We start from the raw sequence: 19,304 nt of genomic DNA on the forward strand, positions 1-19,304 counted from the left end.
ACTAATGAACAGTCTCCATTCGCCTTGCCGGCGTATAGTGTTAGTATACTTGGTCAAGAAGGAGTTGATCAGAATGCATTGTCATCATAATCCATGTCCTCCAGCAAAACCGGTGATTGCTCCGACCTCTCGGGTAGTAAGAGACTATTATCATCCGCAGGTTGTCCCGGTCATTCATCCGATAGAAGTAGTTAACCGCCATCATTGTGTCCCCGTACCTTGCCATTATTACACTTATTCCGAAAGAGACGAGGTCGCCGGCACCGCTAACTATCCTTCCAAGTCAAAAGGAATAGGCAGATATTAATTCACCCCCTGCCGTACACTGAAAAACGGGCTGACACCTTCCTTAACGGAAAGGTGTCGGCCCGTTTTTGCCGGTCCGGTAATCGGGTCGGATGCGAAAACAAGAAACCTTTTGGCACATCCTTAATCCTTACGGTTTGTAGTTTTAGTCTAAATTTACTATAATCGTGATAAATGAATTTTCGCGGAGGATAGGAATGAATCATAAACAGGACGAATCGAAAAAAAGAATTCTGGAAGCAGCCAAAGTCTGTTTTGCCAACAATGGCTACGACGGGACTTCCGTCCGGCAAATCTGTGAGGCGGCTGATGCCAATCTGGCTCTTGTTTCCTATTATTTCGGCTCCAAAGAAAATCTCTATTACACGGTCATTGAATCCTTATATCTGAATAATGGACATAAACTTGATAAGCATGAGGATATCGCGGACCCTGAAGAGGCCCTGCGCTCCTTCGTTGACATTTTTATAAACTTGCGGAAGCAGGACAAGCAGTTTAACATGATTTTAAGACACGAACTATCAACCGATAGTCCCCGGAAGCAAGTGATTAGCAGAATCATCTCACCCTATTTCTCTTATCTCAAGAAGATACTTATTAATGGTAGAGAAAATGGTGTGTTTCATTATGAATCGTTGGATTTGGTCCTGATGTTCATTGCTTCCATACTGGTATATCCGGCATATGACTCCTTCCTTATCGAGTCCAGCCAGGCTTTGGAGAAGGATTCGAGCCTTGAGATCCGTCATACGGCCGATTTTATATTAGCCGGGTTGAAATTTAAGCAATAACTGCAGTCTTTCAATTAATTTTGTATGTGCGGCTTATTCGCTTTAAAATTATGTATTAACCCTCGTTCAACTAAGGCATATGTCCGTACTTCGAAGACCTGCCGTCCGTTGAATGGTTTGGTTCTGTAGGCATCAATCAGTTGATCCTTCTGTGGCGAATCAAGTCCTTAAACGTCAAATGATTCCTAATCTTCATCATAATATTCGTTGTATTGAATGGCTTGGTTATGTAGTCAATGGCCCCTGCCTGAAGCCCGTTTCCTTCATCTTCCTCATGATCCAGTACGGTAATGAAAATAACAGGAATGGCAACGGTCAGAGGGTTCTCTTTTAATTGCTTGCACACGGCATACCCATCCATATCCGGCATCATAACATCCAGAAGGATCAAATCGGGTTGTAGCTCCTGCGCCATTTCCAATCCTTTTTCCCCTCTTGTTGAATACAAGACTTCATATTCCTCTCCCAGAATCGCTTGCAGCAGCAAAATATTGGAAGGTGAGTCATCGACAATTAGTATCGTATGTTTATCGTTCAATTTCAAATCCCACCCTGTCTTCGGGTATTTGATAAAGCAAACCGGCTTCGATTTCCAGCAATATTTGTCTTGCCCGGCTATAATCCAACTGTTTTATTGAATGCACAAGGCTTCTTGCCTCTTTCCCGATCCCGGGATCTCCGCGCAGAACCTTATATATACGTTCCGAAACTTCGAACGCCGCCATGCTGTTCTTGCTTAACAGAAGATCAAGCTCTCTAAATAATGAAGTTATATATACTTTGCCCGGTTTCTGGACCAGGGGCTCCATCTCCATGGCATCATCGACTTGCTGGAGCCAGGCTTCAATTTTCTTGGTTAACGCATCTATAAGAAGTCTCAACTCTTCTATCTGAACCCTGATCTTACTTCCTTCCCGCCGATTAAGAGCTTTCTCCAACTTATGAACGGAGTGCGCCAGGGAATCCATGGACAGATTGCCGGCCACTCCTTTCAAATTATGAGCAAGGCGGCCTGCGGATACATAGTCCTCCTCGGCTAAATATCGACGGATTTGCGGAATAAATTCGGAATGCTCTTTAAGGAACGTCATCAATAGATCATATAGTTTAGCCTGATTCCCGTTTAGACGGCCTGATAGCGTGCCCAAATCGAGCAGGTCTGAATCCAAGGATGGAATATTCGGAGGACTATACCTGCTTACAGCCGTTTCTCCATATTTAATATAACCTTCTTCCAATCTGCCGTTAGTCCATTTAATAATGGTAGAAATAAGCTGCGACGGAACGATCGGCTTGGAAATAAAATCATTCATTCCTTGTTCTAAACATTGCTGCTTAACCGATAACAGAGCATGAGCCGTGATGGCAATAATCGGAACTTCCGCATCCTGACTGCGAATAAGCCGGACCGCTTCGAAGCCGTCCATTTCCGGCATTTGCAGATCCATCAGTATGATATCAAATTGTAGGCGGGGTGAACGAGTAAATAAATCCGCCGCTTCTTTCCCGCTGCCGACTAAAACTACATTATTAAAATACGGAGCTAAAATCTCCTGGTAAACCAAACGATTGATTTGATTATCCTCCGCGATCAAAATCCTCGTCTGATTCGGCCCTTCTTCCATAAGTCCGGTAAGAGAAAGTGCTTGGACTTCGCCGACATCACCCCGTTTAGCTGGCACTATGGCTTTCCAGACGGCAGCAAGTAATTCCTCCCTGTTAAAAGGCTTTTCCAAAATATAATCCGGACGGGGCAAATTGCTATTTCCATCCATATCAGTCCGTTGAAACCAGTTTACCATGGTAATGGAAGGGATACCACTTACTTTAGAACTATTCCCTAGGACTTTCGCTGCCGCGAAACAATTACTTTTGTCTGTATTCCAGTCCAACAAGACTAGATCATATCCGGTTCTCACGTCCTGCCGTAAAGGGATCCGCCCCGTATCCAATGAAGAAGCGTCATCCAAGCAGGTCACTTCAAAAGTATAAGGGCATAGCGATTCCCTAATACAATCCTGGGAGGTTTTGCTTTGATCGATAACTATTAATTTATACGGCTTGTCGGGAATTAATACTCTTTCCCGCTGTTCCTGAAGCCCGAATTCCGCCGTGAATGAGAACGTACTCCCCTTCCCGATGCGACTCTCCACATGGATGCTCCCGTTCATCATCTCAACCAATTGTTGGCTAATCGACAGACCCAGGCCGGTTCCTCCATATTTGCGCGTTGTCGCTTCATTCGCTTGAGCGAACGACTGAAAAATGACCAATTTTTGTTCGGGTGTGAGACCGATTCCCGTATCCTTGACAGAAATCTGCAGCTTTACACTATCATGCTTTAGTGAGACTAATTTCGTTCGAATTACAATTTCTCCGCTATCCGTAAACTTAATGGCGTTATTGGCCAGATTGATGATGACTTGTCCAAGCCGCAAAGGATCGCCGATCAGCTCATCGGGTACATCCCATTCTGAACTAAAGAAAATATGCAGCCCTTTCTCAGCGGCACTGACGGAAATAACATCGGTCACCTCCTTCAGCACCCGGCTTAGCTGAAAAGGAATGGACTCGAGTTCTATTTTCCCCGCCTCGATTTTGGAGAAATCCAGAATGTTATTAATAATGCCCAGAAGAGATTGCGAGGCCGATTGAATCTTATGAATATAGTCCTTCTGCTTGTCGGACAAATCGGTCATCTGAATGAGATGGCCCAGCCCCAGAATAGCATTCAGCGGCGTCCGTATTTCATGACTCATGCTGGCGAGGAAGCTGCTCTTGGCCTGCGTGACTTCCCGCAGCTTCATTTCCAGCTGTTTGCGCTCCGTAATATCCTGAACAAAGCCGTACATTCTGGCGGGAGTCCCCCGATCATCCACCTCCATGTGGATTTCCCCGTAGTGATAGCGAATGGTCTGATCCGGCATCAGCATTTTATATTCCAGAGTACATTCGCTTTTATTTTTTAACGCTTCTTCCACTTTCTGCTGGAATTGCAAGCGGTCTTCCGGATGGACCAGGGAAACAATATGGGCCAACGTTAGCTTGTCCTTGTCCAATCCGATAATCTTGTACATGCCGATGGACCAGTTCCATTCATTTCTCTTCAAATCCCACTCCCAGCTTCCCAGCTTGGCAATTTGTTGGGATTCCGATAAACTGGCTTCGCTCTTCTGCAGCGCGATCTCGGCTTGCTTACGTTCCGTAATATCCGCTCCGGAAACAAGGATTCGCTTGTTCTCATCGTCATCCAGAAGAATCGTATGATGCCATAGGATCGTTCTTTCTCCTGTTCTGGTCCTGATCGTGCTTTCGAAGCTTTCTTCCATCTCTTGGGCTCCATCTATAAGCCTCTGGAGCAACAGCCTGAATTGATCTCGGGAAGGATCCGCTGCGAAATGCTCAAACCAATGGACACCGATGATTTGTTCAGCCGGATAGCCGAGAATTTGGCACCCCGTTCTATTGATCAAGGAAACCGTCCCGTCCGCCTGCAGAACTAACAGCATAACGCCAACGACATCCAAATATTTCTGGGCGGTATCCTTCTCCCTTCTTAATCCAGCCTCAGCTCTTCTATGGGCTGTTACATCCTTGGAAATCGCGTAAATGTTAACTATTTCTCCGTGCATAAAGATGGGAACGATCGTAGTATTCAGATGAAGAAGCGAGCCGTTCTTATGCCATAAGGTAATTTCGACCGATTGGGAACGTCCTTCCGATACTTTCTTGAATTTGGAAATCACTTTATAACGATTCCGGAGATCCAGCATGCCGGGAATCGTCCTCTCTCTTACCTCTTCCACAGTGTAGCCTGTAAGCTTCTCCATTGAGGAGTTGGCCTGCAGCAATTTTCCGTGCACATCAAAGAGGCACACGATATCCGGATTGTGCTCAAACATGTAATGATATCTTCGTTCATTCAATGTAGCCAATCGCATTTCTATCTTGTGTTCGATCGACTGCAGAGAGATGATCAGGAGCAGGATGAATACCGCGGTCAAACCGATCCAAGCGGCAAGGTCAATATTGTTTACAACCGGATACTCCATAGAGCGCTGCAGCATCTCTTCAGATACGGTAAAGCTGGCCGCAGCCATCCCCGTGTAATGCATGCTGGTAATGGCGCCGCCAATCATGCAGCTTCCGGCAATTCTTAAGAGATATGGTGATTTCCGCGAGCCCTTTTTATATTGATACATCAAATAGAGCGCCGCTATGGAAACCGTAACCGCAATGAGCAGAGACAGGGTAACCAAGTAGGGATCGTAGTGAATTTCCGCAGGAACGATCATTGCGAACATCCCGGTATAATGCCCATGAACAAGCCGCCCAATACCGTTTGGAAATGGGTGACATTCTCTCTGCTGACAAACTGCATGGCGATAAAAGCCGCACAGACGGGAAGGATCATCGAAAGCACCAGCAGCCAAGGATCATAGGTTACTTCGAAAGTCAGATGAAACGCCAGCATCCCGACAAAATGCATCGACCAAATGCCCAACCCCTCTACACAGGACCCGAATAAAATCCAAAGGAACCGGGATCTTCCTTGCTTCAAAACTACCCTGTCTATAATATTTAATGAAGCATAAGATGCAAAAATGGAAATGAAGACGGAAAGAATGACAAGCGGAAAGTTATAAGTGCCATGTATGTGATGCAAAGAGACCACCTCGAGCTTGGACGATATTATATTTATAATCTCACAGGCTCCTATACAATTTCTGACCATTTTTTGTTGAATTCGCGATCTGGAAGTAGAAACGAAGGTGATAAAAGAAAATGGCCCAAACCTCATGATTAAGGCTCAAGCCATCTGACTCCTTGCTGATACAACATGGTTTCTATTCATCCTCTACCGGATAAGCGTAAACTATAAACCGGTCGGGGGCATCCCCAACATATCTGAACGGGTAACAGGTCGACAAGGTTAAGACTTCCTCTCCCTTGGGGCCTATAACCGTTGTATTATCGCTGGAGACAATTTCGGTTTCCTCAATGCTGTACTCGAATGTTCCGTAAGGCATTTCAACGATCAGACGGTCTCCAATCTCCAATTCGCCGAAATTTCGGAAGACGGTATCACGGTGTCCCGACAGCAGGATTTGTTCATTATCCATAGGAAATGCCGTTGTGCGGTAGTGTCCTACTCCTTTGGCGAGCATTTCCTCATCCGTTCCTTCGATAATCGGCAGCTTGGCTTCAATCTTCGGAATCTTCAGAACACCGATGACATCGTTATCCTGGGGATCAAATTGCTGTCTTGCTGCTAACTGGGCAGCCTGCAGAGCTTCCTTAGAATCCACCTCCGGCTGAACTATCGGCTTGGGCTTGAATTCCTGTTCCAAGGAAATCTTGCTTTCCGCCTCCTCCAACGCTCTTTGCATTCCTATCTTATGGCTGAAATACTGATATACACTAACGAATATGAAAATGACACCTATAAGGATTAATAAAGAGCCAATTTTATTTCTCATGGCGGTCTTCCTCTTTCGCAGCACAGGCAACCTCCCTATCCCGTTAATATGTCGTCTTGGCATACAAGGACGACAGGCCCAATCATCGTTATATGGCCGCATCCCGCTTAGAAAATTCAAGACAGAGTTCCTCTTAAACACGAGTATAAGACTAGTATTGAAACCATGCAACTGATATATAGAAATTTACAAAATAAATCAATTTTAGTATATAAAAATACGTATTGTAATGCCAGGCCGTGTGCACAGGTTTTAGCCATCTGTGCCCGCTGCAGCTTCTTCCGGCCCCGAGATCTTCCGGGACTCGCCGGTCGGAAACTGCTTATGCATTCTTCTCTTGAACTGTGCCGGAGAACAGCCGTGCTGCCGTTTGAACAGCTCATGAAAATGCGCCCGGTTCGGTATCCCCACCTCGTTCGCAATCTGCTCGACGGTCAGGTCCTCGGTCAATAACAGCTGCTCCGCCTTCCGGATCCGTTTAAAATTAACGTACTCTGTGAAAGACATGCCGATTGCCCGTTTGAACGTCCGCAAGAAATGATGATAGCTTAAATTCATCCGCCGGCTTGCCTCTGCAACCGTCACTTTCTCCTTCAGGTTCTTATCGATATAAAGTAGAACAGGCGCCAGCATTTGCAGCTGCTCTCCGCGATCGTACTGCAGTCTGTCGCTGCGGTCACTCCGGACAAGCACCAGAATAATCTGCTTGACCAGCATCGAAATCGCAATTTCATAGCCCTTGGCCTGGCCCCCGATTTCCTCGTAAATGCCCAGAATGGCCTCGGCCACCTTCTTCTTTGCCTCCGGATTTTCTTTAAAGATATAGTTTAACGCGCTTAACGGCCGGATCTGCTCTTGAAAATATTTCAGGTGAACCACTACGGATTGATCAAAATGGGATGCAAGATCAAGCTGGAACACAATGTACTTCAGCGGCTTGCCGAGCGGACGCGTCCAATGCGGCTGAGAGGAGCCGATCAGCAGCACATCCCCGCTTCCAATCGTCCATTTCTCTTCGGGAACCCCCACCTCCATCTCTCCCTGCAGAATGAGCAGGAATTCCGCTTCTCTATGATAATGCCAGCGATCCGGCGGAGTATCGGCCGGTTGAGGCGTCATTTCTCCGCCGCTGTCGTGAACGATTTCCCAAATTTTGAGACACAAAAAAGGATTCTGATAATGGACTTCCTCATGGCTGATCTTCATTGTTTTCCCCCCGCCGGGTCGGTTTAATCGTTTGCTTGTCCCACATTGTCAAACAGCCGAACGGCTGATAAACTTAAGAATCGCTATTCCATCGATTAATTATACCATGCTTGATCGCTTGTGAGCACAATTGGATACAAAATGGTCAGGATCGCTCCTTTTCTCGGCCGTTCTGTTTACTTATGATAGAGGGGACAAGAACAAACCATTAGTGCAATGCATAAATAAGGAGGCAATGAAATGAGCGGCAATGTGAGAGTCACCATATGGAATGAATACCGCCATGAACTAAAAGATGAGGCGGTCCGGAACATTTATCCGCAAGGAATACATGCCGTCCTGGCGGAAGCCTTGGGCACGGAATTTGCAGTCCGCACCGCAACGTTGGATGAGCCTGAGCACGGATTGACGGAAGAAGTGCTGAACGAGACCGACGTCCTTGTCTGGTGGGGGCATATGGCCCATAAGGAAGTTCAGGATGAGATCGTCGAGCGGGTCTATCAGCGGGTGCTTGCCGGAATGGGACTGATCGTTCTCCACTCGGGACATTTCTCCAAAATATTCAAGAAATTAATGGGTACCTCCTGCGATCTCAAATGGCGCGAAGCCGGGGATAAGGAGCGGCTCTGGGTCGTCTCTCCCGGACACCCTATCGTGCAGGGAATCGGCGAATACATCGAGCTGGAGCAGGAAGAAATGTATGGAGAGCATTTCGATATTCCGGAACCGGACGAGCTCGTCCTGGTAAGCTGGTTCGAAGGCGGGGAAGTCTTCCGCAGCGGCTGCTGCTTCAAGAGAGGGCTGGGACGCATCTTCTATTTCCGTCCGGGTCATGAGACGCATCCGACCTACTATAATGAAGGAGTGCGCCGCATCATCGCCAACAGCGTACGCTGGGCCGCACCGACGGGCGACAGCAAGCCGAAGTACGGGCGTTACATTCCATCCCTGGAGCCGATTAAAGATAAGGGGAGCGTTTAACGAATGAGCAGGCTTAAGATTGGTGTTATCGGAACCGGCAATATTTTCCGCCATATCCATGCTCCCGGTTGGCTGTCTCTTCCGGAGGTGGAGCTTGTAGCCGCGTGTGATTCGAATCGGGAGCTGGCGGAGGCTGCGGCCAAGGATTTCGGAATTCCGCGCATCTATACCGATTATCGGGAGATGCTGGAGCGCGAGGAGCTGGACGCGGTTGGAATCAGCACCCCTAACCTGTTCCATTCGGAAATATCGATCTTCGCATTGAACCGGGGAATCCATGTATTTTGCGAAAAACCGGACGCCATCAATCCCGCCGAAGCGCGCAAGATGGCCGAAGCGGCCCGGCAATCCGGCAAAGTGCTGATGGTGATGCGGAACAACCGGTTTACCCAGGCGTCGCAATTTCTGAAAAGATATATCGACTCCGGAGCGATGGGTGATATCTATACCGGACGGACAGGTTGGATCCGCCGCCGCGGCATCCCCGGTCGGGGAGGCTGGTTTACGACAAAAGCTCTGTCCGGCGGAGGCCCTCTAATTGATCTCGGGGTTCATATGATCGATCTCGCCATTTGGTTAATGGGGAATCCGAAGCCGATGTCCGTATCCGCCTCTACCTATACGAAATTCGCAGGCACAACGATATCGGACCCGAATCTCAAGCAAGTAACCGGCCGGCCGGTCGGAGGGACTTTCGATGTCGAGGATTTGGCCTCCGGGTTCATCCGGTTCCAGAACGGGGCTACGCTGCAAATCGAGTTTAGCTGGGCCTCCAACATTGAGCACGAATCGAAATTTCTCGAGCTTCGAGGAACGCTCGCCGGCTGCAGCATGCAGAATGACGATTTGAAGCTGTTTACCGAGATCGAGCAGGTGCTGTGCGACATCACTCCCCGGTTTCCCAAGACCGGTGATCAGGCGCATCATCTCAACATTCGCCATTTCATTGACTGCGTATTCGGACGAACCGAGCCGATCATCACTCCCGAGTACGGCGTTGACATGATTGAGATTTTATCCGCAATCTACGAATCGGCCGAAACTCAAACGGAAGTACGCCTGTAACTTTCTGTGGACAGTCAGATATTCGAAATAATAAAATGCAGCCGCCCTTGGACAGGGTCGGCTGCATTTTTTTGCGGAGCGAGGTCAATGGCCTCTTCTTCATTTCCCCTTTGGAGGGACAGTCCTTCCTTTCCGCTCTATTCACCTGAATTCAGAATGCGGATTCTACCCTCCAACTGAGGGGAGATCGTCCCATTCTTCCGCACGTATTCGGTAAATGCATCTCTTAAGTAATGCTTGGTCTTCTGCTTTAAGACCGTGTTTTCCTTCAGCATCGTAAATTTGTCCCCGCCGCCCGTCAGGAAGTCATTGGCAACCACCTTGTAGGTTTTGTTTTTGTCCAATGGTTGACCGTCCATCGTCACTTCCACCAGTCTTGCGCCAGGCTCCTTCGAGGCGTCGAACGTGTACTGAATCCCGGATACCTGCAGGAAGCCTCCGGCAGCGGCCGGATAGCTTGCCAGGCTGTGCTCGAGCGCATCCCAAACCGTCTGCCCGCTTGCCTCTACCATGACAACCGTATTGTCGAAAGGAAGCGCGGCGTAAATTTGCTCCAGCGTGATGTCCCCGGCGGGAATGCTTGCCCGGATGCCGCCCCCATTTTGCAGAGCAATATCCGCTCCGGTCAAGTCTCTCAGACTGTCAGCCAATGCGTTCCCGAAATTGGATTCCTTCAGTCTTACTGTCTGTCTCTCGCCGTCCAATGGAACTTCCGCCGTGCCGATGACCTGCTTCATCTTCTGATCCAATTGGCTGCTGTAGCGATCGATGATTTCGTTCACTTTCGGATCTGACGGAAGATTGTCCGTCATGAACAGGTGAGCGAAGTTCAGACCGATCATCTTTCCGCCCATCGTCTGAATGTTGATCTGATTAAGAACTTCTGCGTGCTTTCCCGGAGAGATGAGCCAGGTTCCCTCAATTTGCTTGGGGAAGTCCACCACATCCTGCCCTCCTCCGATTTCCACGTCAATGCCGCTTACCCGAGCCGGAAGCAGCGGATTGTCTCCATGCAGATGGGCCAAGGCAATAATGATATCGGTTCGGCCCCGCAATTCGTCGACCTCTTTCTGAGCCGCCTCGAAATGATCGGTGAAGCTGATTCCTTCGACATTTTGAGGATGTGTGTAATAATGGCTCTCGTCATCGGTGACGCCGACAATACCGATCTTCACTCCGTCTATTTCCTTAATAATAGAAGAATGCAGGAAGGAAGGCTTTGCTTCACGATAGAAGGTGTTGGCCGACAGAAACGGAAACTGTGCGCTTTCCGCATTGCGCTGCATCACCTGGATCGGAAAATCGAAATCATGATTTCCGAGCACCATGGCATCGTATTTCATCTCGTTCATAACCTCGATCGTCGAAGCTCCCTCGAACAAATTTCCGATATTGGTGTTATACGGAGCGTCTCCGGCATCCACCAGCAAAGTATTGGGCTGCCGCTTGCGGGTATCCTTAACGATCCGGCTCATTTTGGCGAGACCGCCAATCACATATTCCTCTCCTGCCGGCCTGTACGGCTCCAGATGGGAATGAATGTCCGATGTGGCAAAGACGGTAATGATCTTGAAATCGGGATGCCGCAAAATATGGTGCAAACTTCCGGCGGCTTCCTCTCGTGTAATCGGCTCTTCTAGGTCGATTTCCTCCCTCAGAAGACCAAGCTTGACCAGCTCTTCCGGACCGTTAGCATCGGAATCCACGCCTAAAACGATCTTGGCCAGCATCTCCCGCCATTCCTTCTTGGTGACGAACCGCTCCGGTGAGAAAATTCCCCCCTCCACTTCCGCGGCCCGAACCTTGATCAAGCCCTCGATATCCTGCAAGCCCCAATGATTTACGATATCCGAAGCAGACGGAATCGAGAATGATTCATCGATGACCCCGAGAGGATCGGAGTATCGGAACGATTTGTTCATCGTCGGATCGCTTGGAATGATCGGTTCGATCGGCGTCAGATGAAAGCCTCGGACCAATAGCGACGCCGCTTGTGCCCTTGTCAGAGGCTGCTTGGGATAGTAAAAATGATTTTCGAAGCCGTTTATGATACCGTCCCGGTGCAAATCCAGAATCGCTTCCTTAAAGGGGGAGTGTTCAATGTCTGAAAATACCGGATTTTGTTCGGCGTACGCCGGAATCGATACGACAGACATTAGCATGAACACGAGAACGGCCAACCAATTTCTTTGAGACATCCTAGAGCACTTCCTTCGCCTTATAATGAGTTGTCTCATCCATTGTAACGGGCAATCTTCAACGCGCTGTTAAAACCATGTAATGATTTGGTAAAAAAAGCTTCTAAACGGAGCCCGCTCGAAGATGAATAACCCGGTTTTAGAGGTCGCTTTTTATGCCAATAACATAATGGACTAAAAATCCCCCGGGCTCCTTTGTTCCATGCAGCAGAACATCTTGTCTCTACGCAACACTTTTAATTAATCCAAATTTAATTGAACTTAAGCAAAAAAAGGATTGACAAAACAAATTTAACTGGAATAGAATTGAAGAAAAGTTTACCTTGTTCAACTTTATTTTGCCTTCCTAACTATTTTCGCTTAAGGAAAGAGGGTCGCTTTTTTATTAAAAATACTATTTTTCGGAGGAATGAATGAACATGAGTGGATGGAAAACCAAAGAAGCAAACTTGCAAGTCACAAAAAGAGGCTCGCTGAAAAAGCTGATGGCGGTCTTGGCCTGCTTGACTCTGGCCGTTATGCTGACGGCTTGCGGAACGAAGGACGCCTTCAGCGGCAGCGAAGGGAAAATTAAGATAACGGCGACAATCGGAATGATAACCGATGTGGTCAAGGAAATCGGCGGCGAGCATGTAGAGGTTATAGGCCTGATGGGATCGGGGGTCGACCCTCACCTGTATAAAGCGTCCCAGGGTGACATCGCCAAGCTGGATCAGGCGGATATCGTGTTCTACAACGGCTTGCATCTGGAAGGCAAGATGGTCGAAATTTTCGAACGGATGGAGAAGAAGAAGCCGACCGTCGCCGTCGCGAGCAAGATCGATACCTCTCAACTGCGTGCAGGAGACGAAGAGATGGGAGAATTCGATCCGCATATTTGGTTCGATGTGAGGCTGTGGATGACAGCGACCGAAACGATCCGGGACGCTCTAATTGAGTTCGATTCCGCTCATGCGGCCGATTATCAGAAGAATGCAGACGCCTATTTGAAGCAGTTGGAACAGCTGCACAAGGAAGTCACCGACAAAATCAACACGATCCCGGAATCCAGCAGGGTTCTCGTTACCGCCCATGACGCCTTCGGCTATTTCGGCGATGCCTACGGAATTAAAGTGATGGGACTCCAGGGGCTCAGCACCGCATCGGAGGCCGGGACGAAAGACGTGACCGATCTGCGTGATTATTTGATTGAGAATAAAATCAAAGCCGTTTTTATCGAAACCAGTGTCCCCGATAAAGCAATTAAAGCGGTCATTCAAGGCGCCAAGGAAAAAGGTCACGAACTAAAAATCGGCGGCGAGCTGTTCTCCGACGCGATGGGCAAAGACGGAACACCGGAAGGAACTTATATCGGAATGGTGCGCCATAACGTGGATACCATCGTTAATGCTTTGAAATAGCGGCAGATTCCGCAAACGGCGGGAATGCCCGGGATGCGGCTTCCGCCATCCGGCTGCATTCGCCCTGCTTGCAAGCTATCAATAATCTAAGGGGATGAAAAACATATGAATAAGGTGCCATTGAAAATAGACAATTTATCAGTCGCCTATCAGAAGAAGCCGGTGCTCCGGAACGTCTCTTTCGAAGTGCCGGAAGGCAAGCTGATCGGAATTATCGGTCCGAACGGTGCCGGAAAATCGACGCTGATTAAAGCGGCCCTTGGACTTATACCCCGCCTATCCGGCGAAGTGTCCATCTACGGCCGCCCCTATGCCGAACAGCGGAGCATGATCGGATATGTTCCTCAGCGGGAATCGGTCGACTGGGATTTTCCGACGAACGCCCTCGATGTCGTCATGATGGGACGGTATGGGCATTTGGGTTGGTTTAAACGTCCCGGCTCAACAGAGAAGAAAATAGCGATGGATTGTCTGGCCAAGGTCGGAATGACGGATTATTCCGACCGGCAGATCAGCCAGCTTTCCGGCGGACAGCAGCAGCGTATCTTTCTTGCGCGGGCCCTCGCCCAGGATGCCAAGCTGTACTTTATGGATGAGCCTTTTGTCGGCGTAGACGCCGCTACGGAGAAAGCGATTATTACTCTGCTGAACGAGTTGAAGATGCAGGGCAAGACCGTCCTGGTCGTCCATCACGATCTGGCCACGGTCCAGGAATATTTCGATTGGGTTCTGCTTTTAAACGTCAATTTAATCGACTTCGGCCCCGCGGACCAAGTATTTACAGCCGATAAATTACAGCAGACGTACGGAGGCAGACTGACCATGCTCGATCAGGAAAACCGCTCGGCATGGATCTTGAACGCGAGGTGATGAAGGATGTTCGGATGGCTGGAAATTTTCCTCGATCCTAATACACAATGGATTTTATTCGGCTGCATGTCGCTTGGATTAAGCAGCGGAGTCATCGGCAGCTTCGCTTACTTGCGCAAACAGTCGCTGATGGGCGATGCCTTATCCCACGCCGCACTTCCCGGGGTATGCATTGCCTTTATGCTGACGGGCTCGAAATCGATCCTGCTCTTCCTTCTGGGAGCTGCAATTGCCGGGATCATTGCTACCTTCGGCATTGGATATATCACCCGAAACACAAGAATTAAGCAGGATTCGGCTTTGGCGATTACACTGACCGTCTTCTTCGGCTTCGGCATCGTCCTGCTGACGCAAATACAGCATAGCGGCAACGGCAATCAAAGCGGTCTGGATAAATTTCTATTCGGGCAAGCCGCTTCGATGATTCATACGGATGTAGTCATTATGGCCATCATTTCCGTCCTGCTTGTCGGTGCCTGCGCCCTGCTGTTTAAGGAATTCAAGCTGCTGAGCTTTGATCCCGGTTTTGCGCGGGGGATGGGATACCCCGTTACTTTCCTGGAGCAGCTCATCATGTTCCTTATCGTGGTGGCCGTTGTCGTCGGCATTCAGGCCGTTGGAGTCGTACTTATGGCCGCGCTCTTGATTACTCCGGCGGTTTCCGCCCGGTACTGGACCGAGAGGCTTGGCGTAATGGTGACGCTGTCCGGATTGTTCGGAGCCTTGAGCGGTCTGGTGGGTACATTCATCAGCGCCAGCGGCAATAACCTGCCGACCGGCCCGCTCAGCGTGCTGTCCGCGACTCTGCTCTTTGTCATCTCGGTCATCTTTGCCCCCCGCCGGGGCATCCTTTCCAAGTGGCTGCTGCGCCATTCGGTCCGCAGCAAGGTTAGACGGGAGGAAGCCTCCCTCAAGCTGGAGCGAAAGGAGAGAGCCGTATGAGTACATTCTGGATCATTTTCACCGGTGCGCTGGTCGCCGGGGCCTGCAGCCTCGTCGGGTGCTTCCTCGTTCTGAGGAAGATGGCCATGATCGGAGACGCGATCAGTCATTCGGTGCTTCCAGGCATCGTGATCGCCTTCCTCATTAGCGGCACCAGAGACTCACTGGCCATGCTGCTTGGGGCCGCGGTACTCGGGCTGGTTACCGTTTTTCTCATACAAATGTTTCATCAGAGCGGCGTTCAATCAGACGCATCCATAGGAGTGGTGTTTACGGCCCTCTTCGCAGTGGGCATCGTTCTGGTCAGCCTATATACAAGAAATATTGATTTGGATTTGGATTGTGTGCTTTATGGGGAAATTGCCTACGTTCCTTGGAATACCATTGAGATTGCCGGAATCGACATCGGGCCGAAGGCCGTCTGGGGTGTGGGACTCGCCCTTCTGCTCAGCGCCATATTGATTACCGCTTTTTACAAGCAGTTCAAGCTCTGCTCCTTCGATCCGGCCATGGCCGCCGCTGTCGGTATCCCCGTCGCCTTCTTTCACTATTTACTCATGGGACTCGTATCCGTGACGACGGTCGCCTCGTTCGAAAGCGTCGGCGCGATTCTTGTCGTAGGTATGCTGGTGGTGCCGCCGGCTACCGCTTATCTGCTGACGGATAAACTGGGCCGGATGATCACATACAGCCTGTTGATCGGCTGCTTCTGTTCCATTGCCGGCTATTACACCGCACATCTGCTGGATGCCTCGATTGCCGGATGCATGATCAGCGTCGCGGGAGTTTTGTTCGTCATCGCACTGCTCTTCTCTCCGACCCACGGCGTAGTGTTCCGCAAGCTTAAGCAGAGACGGATGACCCGCGACCATGCGGCGAGCAGTCCCGCAGTATAAATCAGCCGCGGCTATCCTTGGTCACCGTTGGACGATAAGCAATTCATAGGGAGTCGGCCTTTGCGGCCGCTCCCTTTTCTTACCAAATAGGTTGATGATGTCCAAGGAGGTGAACCATCCTTGCCCACTCCCGCAATGGAAGATTATTTGGAACAGATTTATCGGCTGATCGAAACCAAAGGATACGCCCGGCCGGTCGATATTGCGGCGCGCCTTAAAGTCACTTCGCCTACGGTCACCAAGATGATTCAGCGCCTTCACGAATCCGGATTCGTCCGTTACGAGAAATACCGCGACGTTATTTTAACGGCCAAAGGGAAAAAGATTGGTCAGTCCACTGTCAGGAAACACGAAATCCTGGAAGAGTTTTTCCGCATCCTTCGCGTAGACGATGAGGTTGCCTGCCTAGAAATCGAACAGATCGAGCATTATATCGGCCAGCAGACCTCCTGCCGTATCGCCAGTCTGGTTCAATTCCTTAAGGAGCATCCACCTATTTATCAATCCTTCCTGCAGCACCTGCTTATTCGCCATGCTCCCCCCAACAAGAGGCTTCCCGATCCGTCTGAATAGGCAACCGTGTTATATGCTGCAGCCAGGCTATCCCTCCACGGCAGCTTGATCGGCCGGCCTGGCCGTCTTCGTTCCTCGGACCGAACGGGCATGGACGGAACGGGCATATTCCGTCGGAGTCATACCTACGGCCTGTTTGAATGATCGGGAAAAGGAGTGTATGCTGCTATAACCGAGCCGTTCGCCGATCTCCGTCATATTCAGCTTTTCCTCGCGAATCCAGCTCTTGGCTTGCTCGATCTTCTGCTTGCCGAAACAAGCCATAGCCCCACCCCCAGTCTCTTCCTTGAATAACGTAATTAAGCGGGTTCTGCCGATTTGGAACTGACTGCATAGCTTATCAATGGACAGCTCCTCAGAGAGATGTTCCCTCATGTAGGCGATGATTTGCTCCGCCAAAGCCTTGTTTTCGTTCGATAACACAGTCTTGAAAGGTTTACGAGCTGATCCGCCTCTCTCCCCTGTGCGAATCAATTGAATGAGCAAAATCTCCAGATAGTTGCGGATAACCTGCTCGCTGCCAAAAGAAGCGAACCTGTTCCTCCGAGGCAGCGACATCAGCGGAGAATCGACCGGAGGATCGAACGCCTCCCTTCCTTCTTGCAGCAAACAGGATAACAGCTGTCTCTCCCCTTCCTTCAACCGGAATGTCTTTCCTTCAAAAAAACGCATGGCCGGGGAATCGCATACAAAGGACACTATAAGCAAATTGGGAGCCGTACCGTCAAGGGCATGACCCACATGGAACTCATTGGGGGTATAAAAAATCATATCCCCTTGCTGCAAAATTTCCCGGCCGGTCCCGACTTCGATCTCCACCTTCCCTTTATCCACATAGACAAACTCCCAGAAGTCGTGACTCTCCCCACGCGATCTGAAATGGACGGGAAATTCCTTGTAGACAAAGGTCACCAGCTGACGAACGGTCAGTTCCTCTCTTAAATCATATTTCGGGTATCCCATTTCCCCTGCCCCTCCGTACAAAATGATAAAATAGTCGTCCTTGCCGCTAAAGCCAAACCCTCTTACTTAAGCCTATTATATGAATGAACGCAAGAGAAAAAAATAGGATCTCATGGAGGTAAAAAAATGAGCCATATCCGTATGGGCATCATCGGATGCGGGGGAATGACGGGCTCCCACTTACAGGGACTAGCTATGATCGGCGATCGGATGACGATCACCTCGGTTTGCGATATCGATCCGGAGAAAGTCCGTCTCGCAGCAGACCTTACCGGAGCCGGGGTGGCCGTCACCGATTATCGGGAAATACTGCCCTTCGTAGATGCAGTATTGATTGCACTGCCTCACGACCTGCATTATGAGGTAGGAATGGCCTGTCTGGAGGCGGGCAAGCATGTGCTTATGGAGAAACCAATGTGCAATACCGAGCGGGAATGTCTGACGCTGATCGAGACCGCCGAGCGAAATAAGCTTACGCTGATGACGGCTTATCCGGTCCGGTTCTGGCCGGTGATCGGCCTAATGAAGCAGTACGTCGATAATAAAACCTACGGCGATGTATTCCAAATGTCCATTTGGACAGAACAGTATACCCGATATTCCCCCGGACACTGGGCTCACTCCAAAGTCAGGCTGGGCGGCGGGCAATTTTTCAGCCACGGGTGCCACTACATCGACCTTCTGCTGTGGTTTCTCGGCCAGCCGATCAGAGGGGCGCATATCGGAACTCGCAAAGGCACCCCCTGGCTCGAAGGAGAAGGGACGAGCAATGTCGTCCTGGAATTTGAAAGCGGCACACTGGGCTATCACTTTGGCACCTGGGGGGCACGAGGCACCAGGCTTGGCTATAGCATTCACATCCATTGCACCGAAGGAATGCTCGAATACGATTCGGCGACAAGAAAGCTAATTCTGCACTCACAAATCCATCCGGAAAAGGCGAATCTGGATACCTCCTCACACTCCCAAGTATTATACGAGCAGAAAGATACGGGGAAATTGACCCAGTACGAAATAATTCATTTTCTGGACTGTATCCATAACAGCCGTCAGCCCCTTACCGACGGCACCTCCAGTCTTCAGGGATTGCGCGTAATCTGGCGCTTATACGAAGCCGAGCAGAACGGAACGATTGCCGATTTACGCGGACTCGGATTGAATGATGACTGGAAAGCATTCCCCAAAGCAACCTAACGTAAAGACACCCCCGTATAAGCGATAGACAAGAGGCGGCCCGCTCCGCCTCATTTTTTCGGTTGTTTTAAGGCACGCCTATCCATTATAATATAGCTCTGATCATGACAAGATCAGCATTGGTTAAATCTATTTATAATGATTTTTTCCATCGAAAGGGGGCCTGTATGCTGGTATAATGAATTATTGTCCATCGATGTCCAATAACGAAAGCTGTGGAAACCATCGTCACCCGATCATCCTCCCATCGGATTACGGAGAATTCATCCAGGAACCTTATTCCCGTCGAATTTCTTCCTATGAACCGGAGAGCCTAGCCGCAATTCATTGGTCCAGGGTCGCCCTTTTCCATGCCAGACAGGTTCTTCGCCATCCGAACGTCGAGCCCAAGTTGCTGAAAGTTAAATTTATAGAAGATAGAAGATACACAGAAAGATAA

Annotated in this window: 16 protein-coding genes; 9 read left to right on the forward strand and 7 right to left on the reverse strand. The window is 49.5% G+C overall.

The features are described from left to right. Nucleotides 1-503 precede the first annotated feature (503 nt). Nucleotides 504-1,097: a TetR family transcriptional regulator gene (locus ACFQ03_RS05375; RefSeq protein WP_144932927.1), complete on the forward strand. Its 594-nt coding sequence runs from the start codon at nt 504-506 to the stop codon at nt 1,095-1,097. A 136-nt stretch (nt 1,098-1,233) separates the two neighbouring features. Here ACFQ03_RS05375 and ACFQ03_RS05380 read toward each other — a convergent pair whose 3' ends face one another. The 5 genes from ACFQ03_RS05380 to ACFQ03_RS05400 form a co-directional block, all read right to left on the reverse strand. Beyond that, a complete protein-coding gene (locus tag ACFQ03_RS05380) occupies nt 1,234-1,635 on the reverse strand; it encodes a response regulator (RefSeq protein WP_186328175.1) in 402 nt (133 codons plus the stop codon). Continuing rightward, the gene (locus ACFQ03_RS05385) at nt 1,625-5,392 is read right to left on the reverse strand and encodes a PAS domain S-box protein (protein ID WP_379286610.1); all 3,768 of its coding nucleotides are present in this window, start codon (nt 5,390-5,392) and stop codon (nt 1,625-1,627) included. Before ACFQ03_RS05385 ends, ACFQ03_RS05380 begins: the two co-directional genes overlap by 11 nt. Continuing rightward, a complete protein-coding gene (locus ACFQ03_RS05390; RefSeq protein ID WP_379286612.1) occupies nt 5,389-5,763 on the reverse strand; it encodes an MHYT domain-containing protein in 375 nt (124 codons plus the stop codon). The genes ACFQ03_RS05385 and ACFQ03_RS05390 overlap by 4 nt, the downstream gene beginning before the upstream one ends. A 181-nt stretch (nt 5,764-5,944) precedes the next feature. Beyond that, nucleotides 5,945-6,577: a class D sortase gene (locus ACFQ03_RS05395; protein ID WP_144932919.1), complete on the reverse strand. Its 633-nt coding sequence runs from the start codon at nt 6,575-6,577 to the stop codon at nt 5,945-5,947. A 252-nt stretch (nt 6,578-6,829) separates the two neighbouring features. Next, the gene (locus tag ACFQ03_RS05400; RefSeq protein ID WP_379286614.1) at nt 6,830-7,783 is read right to left on the reverse strand and encodes a helix-turn-helix domain-containing protein; all 954 of its coding nucleotides are present in this window, start codon (nt 7,781-7,783) and stop codon (nt 6,830-6,832) included. Between the two features lie 240 nt (nt 7,784-8,023). Here ACFQ03_RS05400 and ACFQ03_RS05405 point away from each other — a divergent pair, with 240 nt between their 5' ends. Continuing rightward, on the forward strand, nt 8,024-8,764 hold the full coding sequence (locus ACFQ03_RS05405) for a ThuA domain-containing protein (RefSeq protein WP_379286616.1): 741 nt from the start codon (nt 8,024-8,026) through the stop codon (nt 8,762-8,764). 3 nt (nt 8,765-8,767) lie between these two features. Next, complete coding sequence (locus ACFQ03_RS05410) at nt 8,768-9,829, forward strand: Gfo/Idh/MocA family protein (protein WP_379286618.1); 1,062 nt, start codon at nt 8,768-8,770, stop codon at nt 9,827-9,829. Between the two features lie 137 nt (nt 9,830-9,966). Here the strand turns inward: ACFQ03_RS05410 and ACFQ03_RS05415 are convergent, their stop codons facing one another. Then, nucleotides 9,967-12,027, reverse strand: coding sequence for a 5'-nucleotidase C-terminal domain-containing protein (locus ACFQ03_RS05415; protein WP_379286620.1), 2,061 nt, complete (start codon nt 12,025-12,027; stop codon nt 9,967-9,969). A gap of 419 nt (nt 12,028-12,446) precedes the next feature. Between ACFQ03_RS05415 and ACFQ03_RS05420 the strand changes: the two genes are divergently transcribed. The 5 genes from ACFQ03_RS05420 to mntR all read left to right on the forward strand — a co-directional run bounded on the left by ACFQ03_RS05420 (nt 12,447) and on the right by mntR (nt 16,708). Next, nucleotides 12,447-13,427, forward strand: a complete 981-nt coding sequence (locus tag ACFQ03_RS05420) for a metal ABC transporter solute-binding protein, Zn/Mn family (RefSeq protein ID WP_150959743.1) — start codon at nt 12,447-12,449, stop codon at nt 13,425-13,427. A 105-nt stretch (nt 13,428-13,532) separates the two neighbouring features. Beyond that, nucleotides 13,533-14,297, forward strand: a complete 765-nt coding sequence (locus ACFQ03_RS05425; RefSeq protein ID WP_144932909.1) for a metal ABC transporter ATP-binding protein — start codon at nt 13,533-13,535, stop codon at nt 14,295-14,297. Between the two features lie 6 nt (nt 14,298-14,303). After that, entirely contained in the window at nt 14,304-15,239 is a 936-nt protein-coding gene (locus tag ACFQ03_RS05430) for a metal ABC transporter permease (RefSeq protein WP_379286623.1), read from the forward strand. Then, entirely contained in the window at nt 15,236-16,135 is a 900-nt protein-coding gene (locus ACFQ03_RS05435) for a metal ABC transporter permease (protein ID WP_144932904.1), read from the forward strand. The genes ACFQ03_RS05430 and ACFQ03_RS05435 overlap by 4 nt, the downstream gene beginning before the upstream one ends. Nucleotides 16,136-16,255: 120 nt before the next feature. Continuing rightward, nucleotides 16,256-16,708, forward strand: coding sequence for a transcriptional regulator MntR (gene mntR, locus ACFQ03_RS05440; protein WP_150959744.1), 453 nt, complete (start codon nt 16,256-16,258; stop codon nt 16,706-16,708). A 27-nt stretch (nt 16,709-16,735) separates the two neighbouring features. On the opposite strand, the gene ACFQ03_RS05445 is transcribed toward mntR, so the two are convergent. Next, nucleotides 16,736-17,671, reverse strand: coding sequence for an AraC family transcriptional regulator (locus tag ACFQ03_RS05445; RefSeq protein WP_379286625.1), 936 nt, complete (start codon nt 17,669-17,671; stop codon nt 16,736-16,738). Between the two features lie 126 nt (nt 17,672-17,797). On the opposite strand from ACFQ03_RS05445, the gene ACFQ03_RS05450 reads away from it, so the two are divergent. Further along, nucleotides 17,798-18,865 carry a Gfo/Idh/MocA family protein gene (locus ACFQ03_RS05450; protein ID WP_379286627.1) on the forward strand — a complete coding sequence of 356 codons (1,068 nt, stop codon included), beginning with the start codon at nt 17,798-17,800 and terminating at the stop codon, nt 18,863-18,865. Nucleotides 18,866-19,304 lie beyond the last annotated feature (439 nt).

The organism is Paenibacillus residui, assembly GCF_042677205.1.
GTDB classification, from domain to species: domain Bacteria; phylum Bacillota; class Bacilli; order Paenibacillales; family NBRC-103111; genus Paenibacillus_L; species Paenibacillus_L residui.

Excerpts from the sequence above, each read along its gene's own strand:
- ACFQ03_RS05435 (WP_144932904.1), top strand. The coding sequence starts at position 15,236 with ATGAGTACATTCTGGATCATTTTCACCGGTGCGCTGGTCGCCGGGGCC.
- ACFQ03_RS05430 (WP_379286623.1), top strand. The coding sequence starts at position 14,304 with ATGTTCGGATGGCTGGAAATTTTCCTCGATCCTAATACACAATGGATT.
- ACFQ03_RS05415 (WP_379286620.1), bottom strand. The coding sequence starts at position 12,027 with ATGTCTCAAAGAAATTGGTTGGCCGTTCTCGTGTTCATGCTAATGTCT.
- ACFQ03_RS05400 (WP_379286614.1), bottom strand. The coding sequence starts at position 7,783 with ATGAAGATCAGCCATGAGGAAGTCCATTATCAGAATCCTTTTTTGTGT.
- ACFQ03_RS05450 (WP_379286627.1), top strand. The coding sequence starts at position 17,798 with ATGAGCCATATCCGTATGGGCATCATCGGATGCGGGGGAATGACGGGC.
- ACFQ03_RS05420 (WP_150959743.1), top strand. The coding sequence starts at position 12,447 with ATGAGTGGATGGAAAACCAAAGAAGCAAACTTGCAAGTCACAAAAAGA.
- ACFQ03_RS05405 (WP_379286616.1), top strand. The coding sequence starts at position 8,024 with ATGAGCGGCAATGTGAGAGTCACCATATGGAATGAATACCGCCATGAA.
- ACFQ03_RS05385 (WP_379286610.1), bottom strand. The coding sequence starts at position 5,392 with ATGATCGTTCCTGCGGAAATTCACTACGATCCCTACTTGGTTACCCTG.
- ACFQ03_RS05410 (WP_379286618.1), top strand. The coding sequence starts at position 8,768 with ATGAGCAGGCTTAAGATTGGTGTTATCGGAACCGGCAATATTTTCCGC.
- ACFQ03_RS05425 (WP_144932909.1), top strand. The coding sequence starts at position 13,533 with ATGAATAAGGTGCCATTGAAAATAGACAATTTATCAGTCGCCTATCAG.
- ACFQ03_RS05395 (WP_144932919.1), bottom strand. The coding sequence starts at position 6,577 with ATGAGAAATAAAATTGGCTCTTTATTAATCCTTATAGGTGTCATTTTC.
- ACFQ03_RS05375 (WP_144932927.1), top strand. The coding sequence starts at position 504 with ATGAATCATAAACAGGACGAATCGAAAAAAAGAATTCTGGAAGCAGCC.
- ACFQ03_RS05445 (WP_379286625.1), bottom strand. The coding sequence starts at position 17,671 with ATGGGATACCCGAAATATGATTTAAGAGAGGAACTGACCGTTCGTCAG.